Below are 16,568 nucleotides of genomic sequence, written 5' to 3' on the forward strand. Positions count from 1 at the left end.
TCGGGTGGGGCGCCGCGCCGAGCCGCTGCCGGGGAGACTAGCGGACAGGAAGGTTTCCTACCAGACCCCCGGACTCCTGGGCGTCCGCCCCGAGTTCACGCGGTGCGGGCGAGGCCTCAGAGGCTGATGTGGTACGCCTTGCGCAGGGTCTCGCGCACGGTCCAGGTCGTCCGGTCGCCCTCCCGCAGCACGCACGCGTCACCGGGACCGATCTCCAGGGTGTCGCCGCCCTCGACGGCGACGGTCGCGCGCCCGGAGACCACCACGAAGAGCTCGTTGGCCTCGGTGTCGGTGACGACGCCGGGCGTGATCTGCCAGATGCCGCGCAGCTGCTTGCCGTCGGCCGACTCCCACAGCACCTTGCCCGTCACCTCGGGCGTGCCGGAGACGATCTGGGCGGGGTCGAGGGGCTCGGCCTCGAGCTCCGCGTCGGGGATGTGCACGGCGAAGGAAGGCGCGTCATGAGTCGTCATGGGCGGTGACTGTAGCCGGACCCCGGAGGGGTTCCGAGGCCGGGACCGGCTGGAAGAACAGCCTCCGTTTCGGCTCCCACCAGGCGCGATGCCAAGGACCGGCACCGGCGACGAAATCCGCACCGGCCCCCGGGCGCGGCGCCCCAAGGGCGTCACGGCCGTCCCGGGCACCGGCGTCCAGCGGTCCGTCACGGATTCCGCGGCGGCCTCCCGGCGTGTGGCGGGAGGTCGCCGCCAAGGTTTGCGGGGCCGGTGAGTGCGCCAAGGAATGGGACATGTCCACACAGGTGTCCGAAGAGGTACGGGAAGCGCTCCACGAGGGCCGGCCCGTCGTCGCGCTGGAATCGACGCTCATCGCCCACGGTCTGCCGCGCCCGCGCAACCTCGCCGTGGCGGAGGAGCTGGAGGAGTCGGTACGGGCCGGGGGCGCCGTCCCCGCCACGATCGCGGTGGTCGACGGCACGGCCAGGATCGGCCTCGACCGGGCGGCCCTGACCCGGATCGCCGAGGACCCGTCGGTGCGGAAACTGGGCCACCGCGATCTGGCCCCGGCCCTGGCGACCGGGGCGACCGGGGCGACGACGGTCTCGGCGACCGCCTGGCTGGCGGACGCGGCGGGCATACGGGTGTTCGCGACGGGCGGACTCGGCGGCGTGCACCGCGAGTGGAGCGATACGCAGGACGAGTCCGCCGACCTGCGGCTGCTCGCCCGGGTCGGGATCACCGTGGTGTGCGCCGGGGTCAAGTCGATCCTCGACGTGCCCGCGACGCTCCAGCGCCTGGAGACCCTGGGGGTGACGGTCGTCGGCTACGACACGGAGCACTTCCCCGGCTTCTACCTGTCCTCCTCGGGCGAGCCGGTCGACTGGACCCTGCGCACCCCGGAGGAGGTGGCTGGGGTGATACGGGCACAGGACGGTCTCGACGGCCCCCGGGCGGCGCTCGTCGTGGCCAACCCGGTACCGGTGGCCGAGCAGTTGGATCCCGCGCTGCACGACCGGGTGCTCGGGCGGGGCCTCGCGGCGGCGAGGGAGAAGGGCATCACCGGGCAGGCGGTGACGCCGTTCCTCCTCGAATACCTGATGGTGCACACGGAAGGGGCGTCCCTGGAGGCCAACCTCGCGGCGGTACGGGGCAATGTGCGGCTCGCGGCGAGCATCGCGGGCGCGTACGCCTCGGGGGCGGCGCCCGGCGCCGGCGGACGGTGACCCGGACCGGGGGCGCGCTGCTCGTCGTCGGGGACGTCGTCACCGACGTCGTCGCCCGGCACCGGACCCCGCTCGCTCCCGCCACGGACACGGCGGCGGACATCCGGACCCTTCCCGGCGGCGCCGGAGCCAACGCGGCCTGCTGGGCGGCGCGTTCGGGCGGCGCCGAGGTGCGGATACTCGGCCGGGTGGGCGCGGACGCGGCCGGGTGGCACGAGCGGGCGCTGCGGAGGGCGGGCGTGCGCCCCCTGCTCGTCCCGGACCCGGAGGCGGCGACGGCCACCGTGATCGCGCTCGTGGACGGCTCGGCGGAGCGCACCTTCCTGACGGACAGCGGGGCCGCGCTGCGCCTCTCCCCCGCCGACTGGTCGCCCGCCCTCCTTGACGGCGTGGCCCGGCTGCACCTCTCGGGGTACCTGTTCTTCGCCGCGACCAGCCGCGAGACGGCCCGCCGGGCGCTGCGGGACGCACGGGAGGCGGGCGTGCCGGTCAGTGTGGACCCGGCGTCGGCGGGGTTCCTGGCGGAGCTGGGGGCGGACCGGTTCCTGGCGGCGGCGGAGGACGCCGAGACGCTGTTGCCCAACGCCGACGAGGCCCGGTCGCTCACCGGCTGCGGAGAACCGGAGTCGGCTGCGGCCGAGTTGAGCCGGCGCTTCCCGCTGGTCGTGGTCACCCTCGGGGCGGCGGGCGCCCTGGTCGCCGAAGGCGGCACGGTCACCGCGCGCGTGGCGGCACCCCCGGCGCGGCCGGTGGACTCGACGGGCGCGGGCGACGCGTTCACCGGCGCGTTCCTGGCCGCGCGGCTCGCGGGCGCGGACGCGGCCGAGGCCGCCGTGGCGGGCTGCCGCGCGGGCGCGGAGGCGGTCACCACGGTGGGCGGCAGACCCCCGGCCGACCCGGCCGACGGCTACGGCGGACGGCGGACGGCTGACGGCTGACGGCTGACGGCTGACGGCTGACGGCTGACGGCTGAGGACCGACGGCTGACGGCTGAGGACCGACGGCTGAGGACCGATGGCTACTGATGGCTACTGATGGCCGACGGCTGCTGGCTTCCGGCGGCTCTTGACGGCCGTCGGCTCCCGACGCCCGGCAGTCCGCCCCCCTACGACCTGAGCCCCGTCCAGGCCGGGTGGCGCGGGTCGTCGGCGCGCACGACGGCGTCCGCCGACTCCGCGGGACCGACCTCCGCCTCGTACCGGGCGAACGCGGGCAGGGTCCAGGGCTCCTCCGTGCGCCGGGCGAGGGCGGCGGGCGAGAGGCGCAGGTGCACGGTGAGGTCGAAGGGGAACCAGTGGCCGAGCAGGAAGGGCCCGTGCAGCACGAGCACCCCGCGCGGCGGCAGCGTGACGTACGGGCTGCGGGTCGCGCGGTCCGTGACCGGGTCCCACAGGTCGGGCAGCACGCGCCCGGTGCCGCCGGGGTCCAGCGGGCCGAAGACCTCCCGCCACAGGGCTCCGGTGTCGGTCCACCCGCTGTAGTACGCGTCGGGGTCCTGCTTCCCGTACTCGTACCGGAGGGAGGCGGGCCGCAGGAACCCGCCGGTGCCGACGACGTGGACCGCGCGCCCGCGGCTGCGCAGCGCCTCGGCCAGGAGTCCGGCGAGCTCGTCCCCGGGCGCGGCGGGCGGCCCGTCGATGCCCACCTTGAGCCAGGCGTCGCCCTCCGCCGCGGGGGACGCGTCGAGGTGGCCGGCGAGCGCCTCCGCCAGCCGGTTCCAGGTGATCGCCTCGTATCGCATCCCGCTCATCCTGCCCGTCGCCCCCCTGACGTGTACCGGCTGACACCCACCGCATTACGGTGACCTGGCCGTGCGACCGTACGGCACCCCCGGAAGAGAGGTCCCCATGAGCCCGCGTCAGGAAGCGCTTCCCTACGAGACCACGGAGACGACGACGCCCTTCGGGCTCGGGCTGCACCACGTGCAGCTCTCCCTGCCGCCGGGCGAGGAGGAGGTGTGCCGCCGGTTCTACGTGGACGTGCTCGGCATGACCGAGATCCGGAAGCCGCCGGTCCTGGCGGCACGCGGGGGCCTCTGGGTGCGCTCGGACGCGCTGGAGATCCACCTGGGCGTCGAGGACGACTTCCGGCCGTCCCGCAAGGGGCACCCGGGGATCCTGGTCGGCGACATCGACGGCCTGGCGGAGCGGCTGACCGGCCGGGGCGTCGAGGTGACGTGGGACGACGACTTCCCTGGCCACCGGCGCTTCTACGTCGCGGACTGCCACGGGAACCGGCTGGAGTTCCTCTGCCCCGCACGCTGATCCCGCGTCACGGCTTGACCTTGTCACTGGCGTCACGGTCCGACCATCGGTTCATGGACACCACCACACCCACCAGGGTCGTCGTCGTCACCGGCGCGGGCACCGGCATCGGCCGGGCCACCGCGCGCTCCTTCGCCGGGCAGGGCGCGACGGTCGTCGCCGTCGGCCGCAGGGAGGAGCCGTTGCGGGAGACCGCCGAGGGGCATCCGGGCATCCGCCCGTTGACCGCCGACGTCACGGCGGAGGGCGCGGCCGAGGAGATCGTCCGCTCCGTGCTGGCGGCCCACGGCCGTCTCGACGTCCTCGTCAACAACGCCGGGATCGCCGCCGGCGGCCCGCTCGGCACCCTCGACCGTTCCGTGATCGCCCCGCTCCTGGAGACGAACCTGGTCGCCCCGGTCCTGCTCACCCAGGCGGCCGTCCCCGCGCTGCGGGAGTCCCGGGGCGTCGTCGTGAACGTGACGACGACGATCGGTCAGCGCGGTTGGCCCGCCAACTCCGTGTATCCGGCGACCAAGAGCGCCCTGGAGACCCTGACCCGCTGTTGGGCGGTGGAGCTCGCGCCGGCCGGTGTCCGGGTCGTGGCGGTCGCGCCCGGTGCGATCGAGACGCCGATCGCGGACCACATGGGTCTCTCCCCCGAGCAGCGGCAGGCGGTACGGGCGTGGCAGATCGCGCACACCCCGCTGGGGCGGGTCGGCAGGCCCGAGGAGGTCGCCTGGGCGATCACCTCGCTCGCCGCCCCGGACGCCGCCTTCCTGACCGGCACCGTCCTGCCCGTCGACGGCGGTGCGCTGGTCGCGTGATACGACTGCGCGAGGAGGTGGCGTCCTTGCGCATCGGTGAACTGGCCCGGCGGACCGGGGTGTCGGCCCGCGCGCTGCGCCACTACGAGCAGGCGGGGCTGATCGCGTCGGTCCGCGCGCCCAACGGGTACCGGGTGTACGAGGAGGTCGCGGTCGCGCGGGTGTCGAACATCCGGTACCTGCTCGACGCCGGGTTCACCCTGGACGACGTGTCCGCGTTCCGCACCTGTCTGGACGGGGACGTCTCCGCGGTCCCGCCGTCCGCCCGCGCGCTGGAGATCGCCCGCGAGCGGCTGGCCGTGATCGACGCGCGCATCGCGGCGCAGACCGCGGCCCGCGACCGGCTGGCGAAGGCCCTGGCCGCGCAGACCTGAACTCAGGCCGGCACGCCCGCCGGCGCGGTCCGTTCGAGCGCGGCGCGGCCCGCCCCGACCGCCTCGCCCAGCGTCAGCTCCCCCGCGGCGAGGGCCCGGCAGGTCGCCGTGTCGGTCCGCAGCCGGGCGTCGGGGGCGGCCACCCCTCCGTCCCCGTAGGCCGCGCTTCCGTCGGCCCCGATCCGTACGTGGAACTCGCCCTCGTCGAGGGTCACCTGGACGACGCCCGCACCGAGCTCCGCGAGCGCGCCGAGCAGCGGAATCGCGTACCAGTGGGCGCGGACGGCGTCGGTGGGCCGCGGCTCCCCGAGGTCGGGCGCGCCCCAGGCGGCGAGGGTGCGCAGGACGGGCAGCAGGTCGCGTCCGCGCGGGGTGAGTTCGTACACGTACGCCGAGGCGGGCGGGGGCAGCCGACGCCGGGTGACGAGCTCGGCGCCCTCCATGTCCTTGAGCCGGCCGGCGAGCATGTCGGTGCTGACGCCGGGCAGGTCGGCGTGGAGGTCGGTGTAGCGGCGCGGTCCGGCGAGGAGTTCGCGGACGACGAGCAGGGTCCAGCGGTCGCCGACGAGGTCGAGGGCGCGCGCGGCGGCGCAGTGCTGGTCGTAGCTGCGGCGGCGTGGCTGACGTGGCATGCGACGCAGTCTAGACATGTTGTTGGACTTTCCAAGCTCGAACTTGGTAAAACCAAGCAACACTGATTCCGGGGACCTGGGGAGGTCGGACATGGAGTTCCGGCAGTCGAGCAAGCTGAGCGAGGTCTGCTACGAGATCCGCGGTCCGGTGATCGAGCACGCCAACGCGCTGGAGGAGGCGGGCCACAGCGTCCTGCGCCTCAACACCGGCAACCCGGCGCTCTTCGGCTTCGAGGCTCCCGAGGAGATCGTCCAGGACATGATCCGGATGCTCCCCAAGGCCCACGGCTACACCGACTCGCGCGGCATCCTCTCCGCCCGGCGCGCGGTCGCCCAGCGCTACCAGTCCATGGGCCTGCCGGACGTGGACGTCGACGACATCTACCTCGGCAACGGCGTGTCCGAACTGATCTCGATGGCCGTCCAGGCCCTCCTGGAGGACGGCGACGAGGTCCTCGTACCCGCCCCGGACTACCCGCTGTGGACGGCGGTGGTCACGCTCGCGGGCGGCAAGCCCGTGCACTACCTGTGCGACGAGTCCGCCGACTGGTACCCGGACCTCGACGACATGGCGTCGAAGATCACCGACCGCACCAAGGCCGTCGTCGTCATCAACCCCAACAACCCCACCGGCGCCGTGTACCCGAAGGAGGTCCTGGAGGGCATCTTCGAACTCGCCCGCCGCCACGGCCTGATGGTCCTCGCCGACGAGATCTACGACCAGATCGTGTACGACGACGTCGTCCACCACCCGGCCGCCTCCCTCGCCCAGGACCTGGTCGTCCTCACCTTCGGCGGACTGTCCAAGACCTACCGGGTCGCGGGCTTCCGCTCCGGCTGGCTGGTCGTCACCGGACCCAAGCAGCACGCGAGGAACTACCTGGAGGGCCTCACCATGCTGGCCTCCATGCGGCTCTGCCCCAACGCCCCCGCCCAGTACGCCATCCAGGCCGCGCTCGGCGGCCGGCAGTCCATCCACGAACTGACCGCCCCGGGCGGGCGGCTGCGCGAACAGCGCGACCGGGCCTGGGAGAAGCTCAACGAGATCCCGGGCGTCTCCTGCGTGAAGCCGAAGGGCGCCCTGTACGCCTTCCCGCGCCTCGACCCGGCCGTGCACCGGATCCACGACGACGAGAAGTTCGTCCTCGACCTGCTCCTGCGGGAGAAGATCCAGGTCGTGCAGGGCACCGGCTTCAACTGGCCGCGCCCGGACCACTTCCGCATCCTGACCCTGCCGTACGCCGACGACCTCGACGCCGCGATCAGCCGCATCGGCCGATTCCTGAGCGGCTACCGGCAGTGACGCAGGACCCCCTCTCCTGTCATGATCTACGGGTCTGAAGGCCGAGGGATACGGGAGGGCGGCCGGTCATGGATGCGGCGCTGATAGCCGTGGCGGGAACTCTGTTGGGCGTCGTCTTCACGCACTGGTTCCAGGGGCGGGCCACCGAGCGCACGGCCGCCCTCGCCCGCACCGAACAGCTCCGGCAGGAGCGGATCTCGACCTACAGCGCCTTCGCGGGCGCGGTCGTCGACTACCGGCACAGCCAGAACGACCGCTGGTTCCGGGCGCTCCGGCAGCCCGGCTCGGAGGAGGCGGAGGAGTCCCGGCACGCCTCCTACCGGCAGCGCACCGCCGCCCGGCAGGCCCTCTTCCGCGTCCAGCTGGTGTGCGACGACCCGGAGGTCCGCCGGCTCGCCGAGGCGGCCTTCGTGGACTCCCACTGCATGCACGAGGCCGTCGACGAGGCGGACCGCGCCCGCCGCTCCGCGCAGGCGAAGGAGGCGCTCGCCGTGTTCATCGCCGCCGCCGCGCCCGGCGTCCGCTGAGCGGGGACCGGCCGTGGACCTCGTCGCGCCCGTCGTCGTCGAACCGCTCAGGCGCCGCCGCTGCTCGGAATGCCACCGGGGGCCCATGGAGCGGATGATCGTCGAGTTCAACGCGCCGGTCTGCCTGGACTGCGCCGACCTCGGCCATCTGGTCTTCCTGCGCCGCGGCGACACGGCGCTCACCCGCCGCGCCCGGGAGGCCAGCACGCTCTGGGCCGTGGTCGTACGGCACAACCGGCGCCGCACCCGGTACGAGCGCCAGGGCCTGCTCGTCGAGGAGGCCGCCCTCGCCGAGGCGGAACGGGCCTGCCTGGCGGACGCGGACGCGCGGGCCGCGCGGCGGGCCCGGGACGCGGTGCGGCGCGCGGCCCTCGACGCCGAGATCACCGAGGTCCTCCGGACGGAGATCCTGCGGCTCTTCCCGTCCTGCCCGGGTGACCGGGCCACGGAGATCGCCGTCCACGCGTCGGCGAAGGGCACGGGCCGGGTGGGCCGGACCGCGGCGGGCCGCTCGCTCGACCGCGGCGCGGTCACCGCAGCGGTGCGGGCCTCCGTACGGCACGTGGACACGCCGTACGACTCCCTGCTGATGCAGGGGGTTCCCCGGCACCAGGCCCGGACGAGGATCGCACCAGCCGTCGAGGCGGTGCTCCGGACCTGGCGTGGGGGCGGCGGGACGGCCGGCGGCCGGGAGCACGGCTGACGGCTCGGGCGTCAGCGCGTGCCGGCCGGACCACGAGGGGCGGACCGTCAGGCCTGGTCGCCGGTGCGGCGTCCCCGGCGGTACAGCACGGCGCCGCCGAGGAGCAGCGCGGCGCTTCCGGCCGCGGCGAGGCCCATGGCGTCCGAACCCGTGGAGGCCAGCGAGGCCGTGCTCGTCTCACCCTGCGGGGCCGGGGCGGGCGGGGTCACGGTCTCGGCCTGCGGCACCGGCACGTTCCGCACGGGGGTCTGCGGGCGGGGCGTCGGCTTCTCGATCGGCTGCTCGGGCTTGGCCGGGCCGTTCACCGCGGTGTTGCCGATGGCCGGGTTGGCGATGCCGACCACGTTGACCGAGTTCCCGCTGACGTTCACGGGGAGGTCGATGGGCAGCTGGATGCCGTTCCCGGAGAGGACGCCCGGGGAGCCCGCGGCGTGGGTCTCGGCGGTGGACCCGCCGTCGTTGGAGGAGCCGCCGTGGGACGGGCCGCCGTGCGAGCCGCCGCCCTGGGAACCGCCGGCCTGCTCCCCGCCGCGCGGGGTGCCGGGCTCGTCCTTGTGGGAGTGACCGCCGCCCTTCTCGTCCCCGTAGCCCCCGGTCTCGGGCGCGGACGAGCGGTTGGCACAGCTGTTGCCCGCGGCGGGGTTGAGCAGCCCGACGACGTTGACCGTGTTTCCGCAGACGTTGACCGGCACGTGCACCGGCAGCTGAAGCGTGTTGCCGGAACCGACTCCCGGCGAACCGACCGCGGCGCCCTGCGCGCCGGCGTCGGCGTGCGCGGCGCCCGCCGAGAGGGCGAGCGCTCCACCCGTGACCAACAGTGTGGCCAGACCACTTCGGCGAATCTGCCTCATGGCTTCCTGCCTTCCGGAGGTGTACACGGGCAAGTGCCCGTACCGGAATCAACGCGACAAACGTGCGTGCCGGATCCGGCCGTTGACGGGTTTCACTCCATCGAGTGGGACTCCGTTCGAGTGTCGGGTCAACATCCGTCCCCGCCGGCAACACCTTCCGGCACCCTCGACGCACATCCGAAACCCGTCAACGGCCGTCAACACCCGTCAGCGGCCCAGGAGATCGGTGAGGGCGCCGACCGGGTCCGGGTCGGGGGCGCCGCGCGGCCACCAGTCCTCGCGGCCGGCGTCCGACTCGTACCCGTACCAGAGGCCGTCCCGGCCGAGCCGGAGCTGGAGGGCCTCCCCGGAGAGCCGGTTGCGCCAGGGCCGGAGCGCCGGGAAGTCGGCGGCGAGCAGCGCGGGTCTCGCGCGGTCGAACGGTCCGGCCGGCGGGTCCCAGGGCTCTTCGAGGACCGCGAGGCCCGCCGCACCGCCCTGCCGCCAGGCGGCGACGGCGCGCGCGAGGTCCGTGGGGGTGCGGTCGAGGGCGTACGCCAGGTCGCGGTAGAGCGCGCGGGAGGACGCGGTCAGCCCGGAACCGGGGTGCGCGGCGGCCAGCCGGACGGCGTCCTGCCAGGGCGTGAGCGCGGCCACCGGGTCGCGCCCGGTGGCGAGGAAGGCATGGGCGCGGGCGGCGGCCTCCGTGGCGAGGAGGTCGAGGGCGAGCGGATCGGGGGCGTCCGGATCCGGCGGGAAGACCGGAGGGCGGCCGGGCCGGTCCGGGACCGGCAGCTCGGGCGGCAGCGGCGGAAGCCCGGCACCCGTGGCCGCGCCCAGCGCGATCCGGGCGGGGACCGTGGGCATCACCGGGGCGGCGGCACCCGTCTCCGCGGCACTCCGGGCGGCGTTGCGCCGGGTGAGTTCGGCGAGGAGCTCCTGCTCCCCGCGCCCGCGCATCAGGAAGAGGACGAACGGGTCCTCGTCGAGGAGCCGGGCGGCCTGGTAGCAGAGGGCGGCGGCGTGCTTGCAGGGGTAACCGTCGTCCGGGCAGGAGCAGTCGGGCACGAGGTCGCCCGGCGCGGGCAGCAGCCCTGCGACGGCCTCCAGGGCGTGCGGCACGTCCTTGTCGAGGAGGGCCGCGATGTGGTCGGGGCGGGCGGCGGCCTCGTCGAGGAACCGCTCCCAGCCGTCGTCGCCGAGGGTCCGCATCCTGATCTCGGTGCGGTACGGGCGGGGCCGGCTGCCGTGGACGTAGGCGACGACCCGGCCGGGGGTGACCGTGATCGCGTCGACGTGGCCGCGCCCCGCGTAGGCCTTGCCGCGCGCGAGCCGGGCCTGGTCGAGGGCGGTGGCCTCCAGGGCGGCGACCCAGGCGTTCCCCCACCAGGAGGCGGCGAACCGGCCGTCGGGGGCCGAGCGCGGCGCGACCGGCGGGAAGCTGCGTCGGCGGTCGTCGTGGCGGGGGGCGGCACCCCGTGCGGCCCGCGCGCCCCGGGCATGGTTCACGAGGGCCTCCTCAGGGACACCAGGTCGGCGAGCTCCCGGTCGGTGAGTTCGGTGAGGGCGGCCTCGCCGGAGCCGAGGACGGCGTCGGCCAGGGCCCGCTTGGCGCGGAGCATCTCGGCGATGCGGTCCTCGACGGTCCCCTCGGCCATGAGCCGGTGGACCTGGACCGGCTGGGTCTGCCCGATCCGGTAGGCCCGGTCGGTGGCCTGCTCCTCCACGGCCGGGTTCCACCAGCGGTCGTAGTGGACGACATGGCCGGCCCGGGTGAGGTTGAGTCCGGTGCCCGCGGCCTTGAGGGAGAGCAGGAAGACGGGCACCTCGCCAGCCTGGAAACGGTCGACCATCCGCTCCCGCTCGGCCACCGGGGTGCCACCGTGCAGGAGTTGGGCCGGGATGCCGCGCGCGGCCAGGTGGTCGGCGAGGAGCCGCGCCATCGACACGTACTGGGTGAAGACGAGCACGGACCCGTCCTCGGAGAGGATCGTGTCGAGCAGCTCGTCGAGCAGGGCGAGCTTTCCGGAGCGGCCGGCCAGCCGTGCGGTGCCGCTGCCGCGCGGGGCCTGCTCCTTGAGGTACTGCGCGGGGTGGTTGCAGATCTGCTTGAGGGACGTCAGCAGGCTCATGACGAGGCCCCGGCGGGCCATGCCCTCGGCGCCCTCGATCCGCGCCATGGTCTCGCGGACGACCGCCTCGTAGAGCGAGGTCTGCTCGCGGGTGAGGGCGACGGGATGGTCGGACTCCGTCTTGGGCGGGAGTTCGGGGACGATGCCGGGGTCGGACTTGCGGCGGCGCAGCAGGAAGGGCCGCACGAGCCGGGCCAGCCGCTCGACGGCCTGCGCGTGCTCGATCTCCTCGTTGTTCTCGACGGCCCGGGCGTGGCGGGAGCGGAAGGCCTTGAGCGGGCCGAGGAGACCGGGGGTGGTCCAGTCGAGGAGCGCCCAGAGTTCGGAGAGGTTGTTCTCCACGGGGGTGCCCGTGAGGGCGACCCTGGCGGGTGCGGGGATCTCCCGGAGGGCCTTGGCGGTCGCGGAGAACGGGTTCTTGACGTGCTGCGCCTCGTCGGCGACGACCATCCCCCATTCCCGCTCGGCCAGTCGGGCGGCGCTGGTGCGCAGGGTGCCGTAGGTGGTGAGGACGAAGCCGCCCTCGGTGCCGTCGAGGTCCCGGTCGGTGCCGTGGAAGCGCCGGACGGGCACGTCGGGGGCGAACCTCCGCACCTCGCGCTGCCAGTTGCCGAGGAGGGAGGCGGGGCAGACGACGAGGGTGGGGGCGCGGCGGGCGCGGCGGAGGTGGAGCGCGATGAGGGTGACGGTCTTGCCGAGGCCCATGTCGTCGGCGAGGCAGCCGCCGAGGCCGAGCGAGGTCATCAGGTCCAGCCAGGCGAGGCCTCGGAGCTGGTAGTCGCGCAGGGTGGCGGTGAGGCCGGGCGGGGCCTGCACGTCCTCGGGGCCGGCCAGGAGCCGGTCGCGGAGCGCGGCGAGGGCCCCGACGGGGACGGCGGGCACGGACTCGCCGTCCACCTCGGCGGTGCCGGTGAGGGCGGCTGCGAGGGCGTCGACCGGTTCGAGCAGGCCGAGCTCACGCTTGCGGGCCTTGCGGACGAGGGCGGGGTCGACGACGACCCACTGGTCGCGGAGGCGCACGATCGGCCGGTGGGCCTCGGCCAGCAGGTCCATCTCGCGCTCGGTGAGCGGATCGCCGTCGAGGGCCAGCTGCCAGTTGAACCGCAGGAGCTCCTCGCTGTCGAAGAAGGAGGTGCCGTCGGTGGCGGAGCCGGGCGCGGCGCGGGCGGGCCGGACGACCGCGGAGGCGCTGAGGGAGCGGGCGAGTTCGCGCGGCCAGTGGAGGGCGACCCCGGCGTCGGCGAGCCGGGCGGCGGCGGGGCCGAGCAGCTCGTACAGCTCGTCCTCGGTGACGGCGAGGACGTCGGGCACGTCCCGCTCCAGGAGCCGGGTGAGCGGGGGCCAGACGCGGGCGGCCCGGCGCAGGGCGAGGACGGCGTCGATCCGGGCGCGGGGCCCGAAGTGCTCGCCGTCCCCCGCCCACAGCTCCGCCGCGTCGATGACGAGGGTCGGGTCGGCGAGGCTGTGGATCTGGAGGAGCGCGGCGGCGGCATGGCGCTCCCCGCCCGTCGCCCCGCCCCCACCCGTGCTCTCCGTGGCGTCGGGGGTGTCGAAGAGTTCGTACGGCGACAGGTCGAGGCGGAGCGAGACCCGCACCCCCGCGTCCATCCCGGCCGCCGCCTCGGCGGCCCAGGCACGCGCGCGGGGCAGGTGCTGCGGCTCGCGCGCCGCGAACGGCGCCCCGGCCGCGTGGGCCGCGGCCGGAGTGCGGGGCAGCACGTCGGCGACGGCGTCGAGGAAGGCGCGCACGAGCGCCTCGGGCTCGGGGAGCCGCAGCGGCCCCCGCCCGGGCACGGGCACGGCGTACCCCTCGTACGGCAGGGCGGCGGCGACGGCCCGCAGATGCGCGATGTCCTCGGCGTCCAGGGGTCCCGCCCGCCAGGCGTCCAGGTCGTCGGCGGTCAGTCCCGGCAGGAGCCGCCCGCGCGCGGCCAGGTGCAGGGCGTGCAGGGCCGCGGCTCCCCAGGCGGCGGTGGCGGGGTGCGCGGCCGGGTGGTGGCGGGCCGCGACGAGATGCGGCAGGGCGGCCGCGACGGGCAGGGTCACGGCGGGGACGGAGCGGCCCCGGGCGCCGCTGCCGTGCCGGCGGGCCACGGTCAGCTCGACCCGCTCGGCCCCGCTCTCCCCCGGCTCCGGCGGCGCGCCGCCGTCGGAGGCCCAGAACGCGACCCGGCCGTCACGGGGCAGGGCGGCCGGCAGGAAGACGGCGGCGCTGGTCGTCCAGGTGTGTGCCACGGCTCCGCTCTCCTCCCGCTGTCCGTCGTTTCCCAGGACCTCCGACCTTACGGGTGAGGTCTGACAACGGGCGCCGGGCGGTTCCCCCGGGCGGCCCAGCAGCGGATGACAGCGGTCTCCGCGGACGGGATGGTGGCCTGAAGAGACACGAGAGAAGAGGATCCGCCATGTCCGTTCGCCGGCGTCTCACGACCGCCACCGGGGCCGTGCTGCTCACTCTCGCCGTCGCCGGCTGCTCGGGCCTCGGCCGCACCAGCGTGGGCACGATCAAGTACGAGACGGAGCGTGAGCTCCTGGTGTCCGTGACCAGCCCCTCCGTGAACGGCTGCCACCGCCTGGCGCCCTCGGGCGTGACGAAGGTCCAGAACAACTCCCTGACCGACATCGTGATGTGGCGGACCCGCGACTGCACGGGCCCCAACTCCATCTACGTGCCCATCAACTCCGCGAACTGGATCGCCCCGGACACCCTGCCCTGGCGCAGCTTCAGCGTCATCCACTGAGCGGCCACCCCGGCCTCCCGCCGGCCGTTCCGTTTCCCCCGCTCCGGGTCCATGCTGGAAGTGACCTCGAAGCCCCGAGGGGAGATGGGTCGTCGTGCGGACCGGGAACGAGCCGGCGAACGCGCGGAGCGCCCTGCGCCTGCGGTTCTGGCTGAGCGTGTGGGGGCTGCTCTGGGCCGTCTTCGGCACGGCCGTGTTCTCCCTGGTGGGGCGCCCCGGCTGGGCGGCGGCCTGCGGGGTGCTGTTCCTGGTGATCACGGTCGACCTGGCGGTGGTGGCGCACCACATCCACCGGGGCCCGCACTGGCAGCCGGGCCGGAGCATCCCCCCGTACGAACCGGATCACGGCGGTACGCGGCGCTGACGCCCCGCCCGTCAGTTCCGGGTGTCGAAGCCCGCCGCCTGGAGGTACTCCGGCTTCGGGTCGAGCGCGGCGGCGAGGCGGAAGTGGCGCATCGCCTGGGCGGTCTGTCCGGAGCGCTCGAAGGTCCGGGCGAGCGCGAAGTGCGCGAAGGCGTTGTCCGGCTCGCGCTCCAGGACCAGCTCGAACTCCAACTGTGCCGGGCGGAGCTGCGCGGCGGCGAAGAACGCCCGGGCACGCAGCAGGCGGGCCGCGGTGTTCTCGGGATGGGCGGCGATCACCGAGTCCAGCAGCTTCACGGCCCCACGAGGGTCCCGCGCGGCCAGCAGATGCTCGGCGGCGCGGAAGTCGATGACGTGCGTTTCCGGGTTCCTGTCGGCCACGATGGCATCCTTCCCCTCGATCCGGTGGTTGAACACCGGACCCGGCGACCGCATTCCGCCGCCAGCCCCGCCCTCCGGGCGGATGGCGCTACCTTCCTGACACCGCTAGGGCAGGCGTCGCGGGGCAGACGGGAAGGTGACGACAGGCCCTAGCTCCCGCCCACCGTGGCCTCGGCGCGGCGCGCCAGCTCGTCCCAGACCTTCCGCACCTGCGGTTCGAGCGCGTCGAGGGGCCCGTCGTTGTCGATCACGAGGTCGGCGACGGCCAGCCGCTGCGCGCGCGTGGCCTGGGCCGCCATCCGGGCCTCGGCCTCGGGCGCGGCCATGCCGCGGAGCCGTACCAGCCGGTCGAGCTGGGTCTCCGGGGAGGCGTCCACGACCACGACCAGGTCGTACAGCGGCGCGAGCCCGTTCTCGGCGAGGAGCGGTACGTCGTGGACGACGACGTCTCCGGCGCCCGCGCGGCTCTCCAGCTCCGCCGACCGGGCCCCGACCAGCGGGTGGACGATGGCGTTGAGGGTCGCCAGGCGCTCGGCGTCGGCGAAGACGACGGAGCCGAGCTTCGGCCGGTCGAGCGTCCCCTCGGCGGTGAGGACGTCGTCCCCGAAGGCCGCCACGACGGCCGCGAGCCCCGGGGTGCCGGGCTCGACGACCTCGCGCGCGATCCGGTCCGCGTCGATCAGTACGGCTCCGTACGAGACGAGCAGCCGTGACACTTCGCTCTTGCCGGCGCCGATCCCGCCGGTCAGGCCCACCTTCAGCATGAGCGGCAGCTTAGGGCCTGCCGCGTGCGGGCTAGGCGTCGCCCTCCCGCTCCGCGAGGAAGCGCTCGAACTCGCGGCCCAGCTCGTCGGCCGACGGCAGGTCGACCGGCTCGGCGACCAGGCTGCCGCGGGTCTCGGCGCCTGCCGCCGCGTCGTACTGGTGCTCAAGGCCCTGCACGAGGGCCACGAGCTCCTCGTCGCCCTCGCCGATCTGGCGGTCGATCTCGGTCTGGGTGCGACGGGCCTCGGTCCGCAGCGCGTGGGCGACGCCCGGGAGGACGAGGCCGGTGGCGGCGGTGACGGCCTCCAGGGCGGTCAGGGCCGCGTCCGGGTACGGGGAGCGGGCCACGTAGTGCGGGACGTGGGCCGCGACGCCGAGGGTGTCGTGGCCGGCTTCGGAGAGCCGGTACTCGATGAGGGACTCGGCACTGCCGGGCACCTGGGCCTCGTCGAACGGGCTGCGGTGGCCGGGCATGAGGTCGGTGCGGCTGCCGTGCGGGGTGAGGCCGACGGGGCGGGTGTGCGGCACGCCCATCGGGATGCCGTGGAAGTTGACGGAGAGGCGCACGCCGAGGCGCTCGACGATCTGGCGGACGGCGATCGCGAAGCGCTCCCACTCCACGTCCGGCTCGGGGCCGGAGAGGACGAGGAAGGGCGCGCCCGTGGCGTCCTGCACGAGGCGGACCTCGATGGTCGGCGTCTCGTACGCCGTCCAGCGGTCGCGCCGGAAGGTCAGCAGGGGGCGGCGGGCGCGGTAGTCCACGAGCCGGTCGTGGTCGAAGCGGGCCACCAGCTGGTGCGGGAGGGTGTCGAGCAGCCCGTCGACGATCTGCTCGCCGGTCTCACCCGCGTCGATGTAGCCGTCGAAGTGGTAGAGCATGACCAGCCCCGCCGACTCCTGCGCGAGGGCCAGGTCGACGACGGCCACGCCCTTCGGGTCCCATTCGTACAAATCCTGGGGATCAAGCACGATTACCGCTCCTCCTCGTGTTCTCTCTGAAAACGCGTGGCGCGGCACGACCATTCCCGGGTCGCGCGATCTTCCGGAGCGGAAATCGGCACGGACGAAC

At 74.7% G+C, this 16,568-nt stretch carries 19 protein-coding genes; 10 read left to right on the forward strand and 9 right to left on the reverse strand.

All coding sequences use genetic code 11. The annotated features are described in order from the left end of the window. Positions 1-116: 116 nt before the first annotated feature. Positions 117-473 carry a cupin domain-containing protein gene (locus ACN9MM_RS10275; RefSeq protein WP_426363330.1) on the reverse strand — a complete coding sequence of 119 codons (357 nt, stop codon included), beginning with the start codon at positions 471-473 and terminating at the stop codon, positions 117-119. A gap of 275 nt (positions 474-748) precedes the next feature. On the opposite strand from ACN9MM_RS10275, the gene ACN9MM_RS10280 reads away from it, so the two are divergent. Together ACN9MM_RS10280 and ACN9MM_RS10285 are read left to right on the forward strand one after the other, a co-directional pair. Continuing rightward, entirely contained in the window at positions 749-1,681 is a 933-nt protein-coding gene (locus tag ACN9MM_RS10280; RefSeq protein WP_426363331.1) for a pseudouridine-5'-phosphate glycosidase, read from the forward strand. After that, a complete protein-coding gene (locus ACN9MM_RS10285; protein WP_426363332.1) occupies positions 1,678-2,619 on the forward strand; it encodes a carbohydrate kinase family protein in 942 nt (313 codons plus the stop codon). The genes ACN9MM_RS10280 and ACN9MM_RS10285 overlap by 4 nt, the downstream gene beginning before the upstream one ends. Before the next feature lie 167 nt (positions 2,620-2,786). Here ACN9MM_RS10285 and ACN9MM_RS10290 read toward each other — a convergent pair whose 3' ends face one another. Next, positions 2,787-3,422, reverse strand: a complete 636-nt coding sequence (locus tag ACN9MM_RS10290; RefSeq protein ID WP_426363333.1) for a uridine kinase — start codon at positions 3,420-3,422, stop codon at positions 2,787-2,789. A 106-nt stretch (positions 3,423-3,528) separates the two neighbouring features. On the opposite strand from ACN9MM_RS10290, the gene ACN9MM_RS10295 reads away from it, so the two are divergent. From ACN9MM_RS10295 to ACN9MM_RS10305, 3 genes are read left to right on the forward strand one after another with little or no spacing between them, the layout of a single operon-like run. After that, positions 3,529-3,945 carry a VOC family protein gene (locus ACN9MM_RS10295; RefSeq protein ID WP_426363334.1) on the forward strand — a complete coding sequence of 139 codons (417 nt, stop codon included), beginning with the start codon at positions 3,529-3,531 and terminating at the stop codon, positions 3,943-3,945. Positions 3,946-3,998: 53 nt separating this feature from the next. Continuing rightward, positions 3,999-4,751, forward strand: coding sequence for an SDR family NAD(P)-dependent oxidoreductase (locus ACN9MM_RS10300; RefSeq protein WP_426363335.1), 753 nt, complete (start codon positions 3,999-4,001; stop codon positions 4,749-4,751). A gap of 26 nt (positions 4,752-4,777) precedes the next feature. Continuing rightward, complete coding sequence (locus ACN9MM_RS10305) at positions 4,778-5,125, forward strand: MerR family transcriptional regulator (RefSeq protein WP_383695101.1); 348 nt, start codon at positions 4,778-4,780, stop codon at positions 5,123-5,125. A gap of 2 nt (positions 5,126-5,127) precedes the next feature. Here ACN9MM_RS10305 and ACN9MM_RS10310 read toward each other — a convergent pair whose 3' ends face one another. Further along, positions 5,128-5,757, reverse strand: coding sequence for a winged helix-turn-helix transcriptional regulator (locus ACN9MM_RS10310; protein ID WP_426363336.1), 630 nt, complete (start codon positions 5,755-5,757; stop codon positions 5,128-5,130). A 91-nt stretch (positions 5,758-5,848) separates the two neighbouring features. On the opposite strand from ACN9MM_RS10310, the gene ACN9MM_RS10315 reads away from it, so the two are divergent. The 3 genes from ACN9MM_RS10315 (at position 5,849) to ACN9MM_RS10325 (ending at position 8,290) form a co-directional block, all read left to right on the forward strand. After that, positions 5,849-7,060 (forward strand): pyridoxal phosphate-dependent aminotransferase, encoded by a 1,212-nt coding sequence (locus ACN9MM_RS10315; RefSeq protein ID WP_426363337.1) that lies wholly within the window; start codon positions 5,849-5,851, stop codon positions 7,058-7,060. Between the two features lie 68 nt (positions 7,061-7,128). Beyond that, a complete protein-coding gene (locus ACN9MM_RS10320) occupies positions 7,129-7,587 on the forward strand; it encodes a hypothetical protein (RefSeq protein ID WP_426363338.1) in 459 nt (152 codons plus the stop codon). A 13-nt stretch (positions 7,588-7,600) separates the two neighbouring features. Then, on the forward strand, positions 7,601-8,290 hold the full coding sequence (locus ACN9MM_RS10325; RefSeq protein ID WP_426363339.1) for a DUF2293 domain-containing protein: 690 nt from the start codon (positions 7,601-7,603) through the stop codon (positions 8,288-8,290). Positions 8,291-8,337: 47 nt separating this feature from the next. On the opposite strand, the gene ACN9MM_RS10330 is transcribed toward ACN9MM_RS10325, so the two are convergent. From ACN9MM_RS10330 to ACN9MM_RS10340, 3 genes are all read right to left on the reverse strand, one after another. Continuing rightward, on the reverse strand, positions 8,338-9,141 hold the full coding sequence (locus tag ACN9MM_RS10330) for a chaplin (RefSeq protein ID WP_426363340.1): 804 nt from the start codon (positions 9,139-9,141) through the stop codon (positions 8,338-8,340). Positions 9,142-9,348: 207 nt separating this feature from the next. Next, positions 9,349-10,629, reverse strand: coding sequence for an SWIM zinc finger family protein (locus ACN9MM_RS10335; RefSeq protein WP_426363341.1), 1,281 nt, complete (start codon positions 10,627-10,629; stop codon positions 9,349-9,351). Beyond that, on the reverse strand, positions 10,626-13,487 hold the full coding sequence (locus tag ACN9MM_RS10340; protein WP_426363342.1) for a DEAD/DEAH box helicase: 2,862 nt from the start codon (positions 13,485-13,487) through the stop codon (positions 10,626-10,628). Before ACN9MM_RS10340 ends, ACN9MM_RS10335 begins: the two co-directional genes overlap by 4 nt. A gap of 167 nt (positions 13,488-13,654) precedes the next feature. Here ACN9MM_RS10340 and ACN9MM_RS10345 point away from each other — a divergent pair, with 167 nt between their 5' ends. Together ACN9MM_RS10345 and ACN9MM_RS10350 are read left to right on the forward strand one after the other, a co-directional pair. After that, positions 13,655-13,990 carry a hypothetical protein gene (locus ACN9MM_RS10345; RefSeq protein WP_426363343.1) on the forward strand — a complete coding sequence of 112 codons (336 nt, stop codon included), beginning with the start codon at positions 13,655-13,657 and terminating at the stop codon, positions 13,988-13,990. A gap of 94 nt (positions 13,991-14,084) precedes the next feature. Next, positions 14,085-14,354: a DUF6343 family protein gene (locus ACN9MM_RS10350; RefSeq protein ID WP_426363344.1), complete on the forward strand. Its 270-nt coding sequence runs from the start codon at positions 14,085-14,087 to the stop codon at positions 14,352-14,354. A gap of 11 nt (positions 14,355-14,365) precedes the next feature. Here the strand turns inward: ACN9MM_RS10350 and ACN9MM_RS10355 are convergent, their stop codons facing one another. The 3 genes from ACN9MM_RS10355 to ACN9MM_RS10365 form a co-directional block, all read right to left on the reverse strand. Then, positions 14,366-14,734, reverse strand: a complete 369-nt coding sequence (locus tag ACN9MM_RS10355) for a tetratricopeptide repeat protein (RefSeq protein WP_382859476.1) — start codon at positions 14,732-14,734, stop codon at positions 14,366-14,368. A 149-nt stretch (positions 14,735-14,883) separates the two neighbouring features. Next, a complete protein-coding gene (coaE, locus tag ACN9MM_RS10360) occupies positions 14,884-15,498 on the reverse strand; it encodes a dephospho-CoA kinase (RefSeq protein WP_426363345.1) in 615 nt (204 codons plus the stop codon). A gap of 31 nt (positions 15,499-15,529) precedes the next feature. Further along, positions 15,530-16,468 carry a PAC2 family protein gene (locus tag ACN9MM_RS10365; RefSeq protein WP_426363346.1) on the reverse strand — a complete coding sequence of 313 codons (939 nt, stop codon included), beginning with the start codon at positions 16,466-16,468 and terminating at the stop codon, positions 15,530-15,532. Positions 16,469-16,568 lie beyond the last annotated feature (100 nt).

It is taken from the genome of Streptomyces sp. E-08 (assembly GCF_049913095.1).
Lineage (GTDB): Bacteria > Actinomycetota > Actinomycetes > Streptomycetales > Streptomycetaceae > Streptomyces.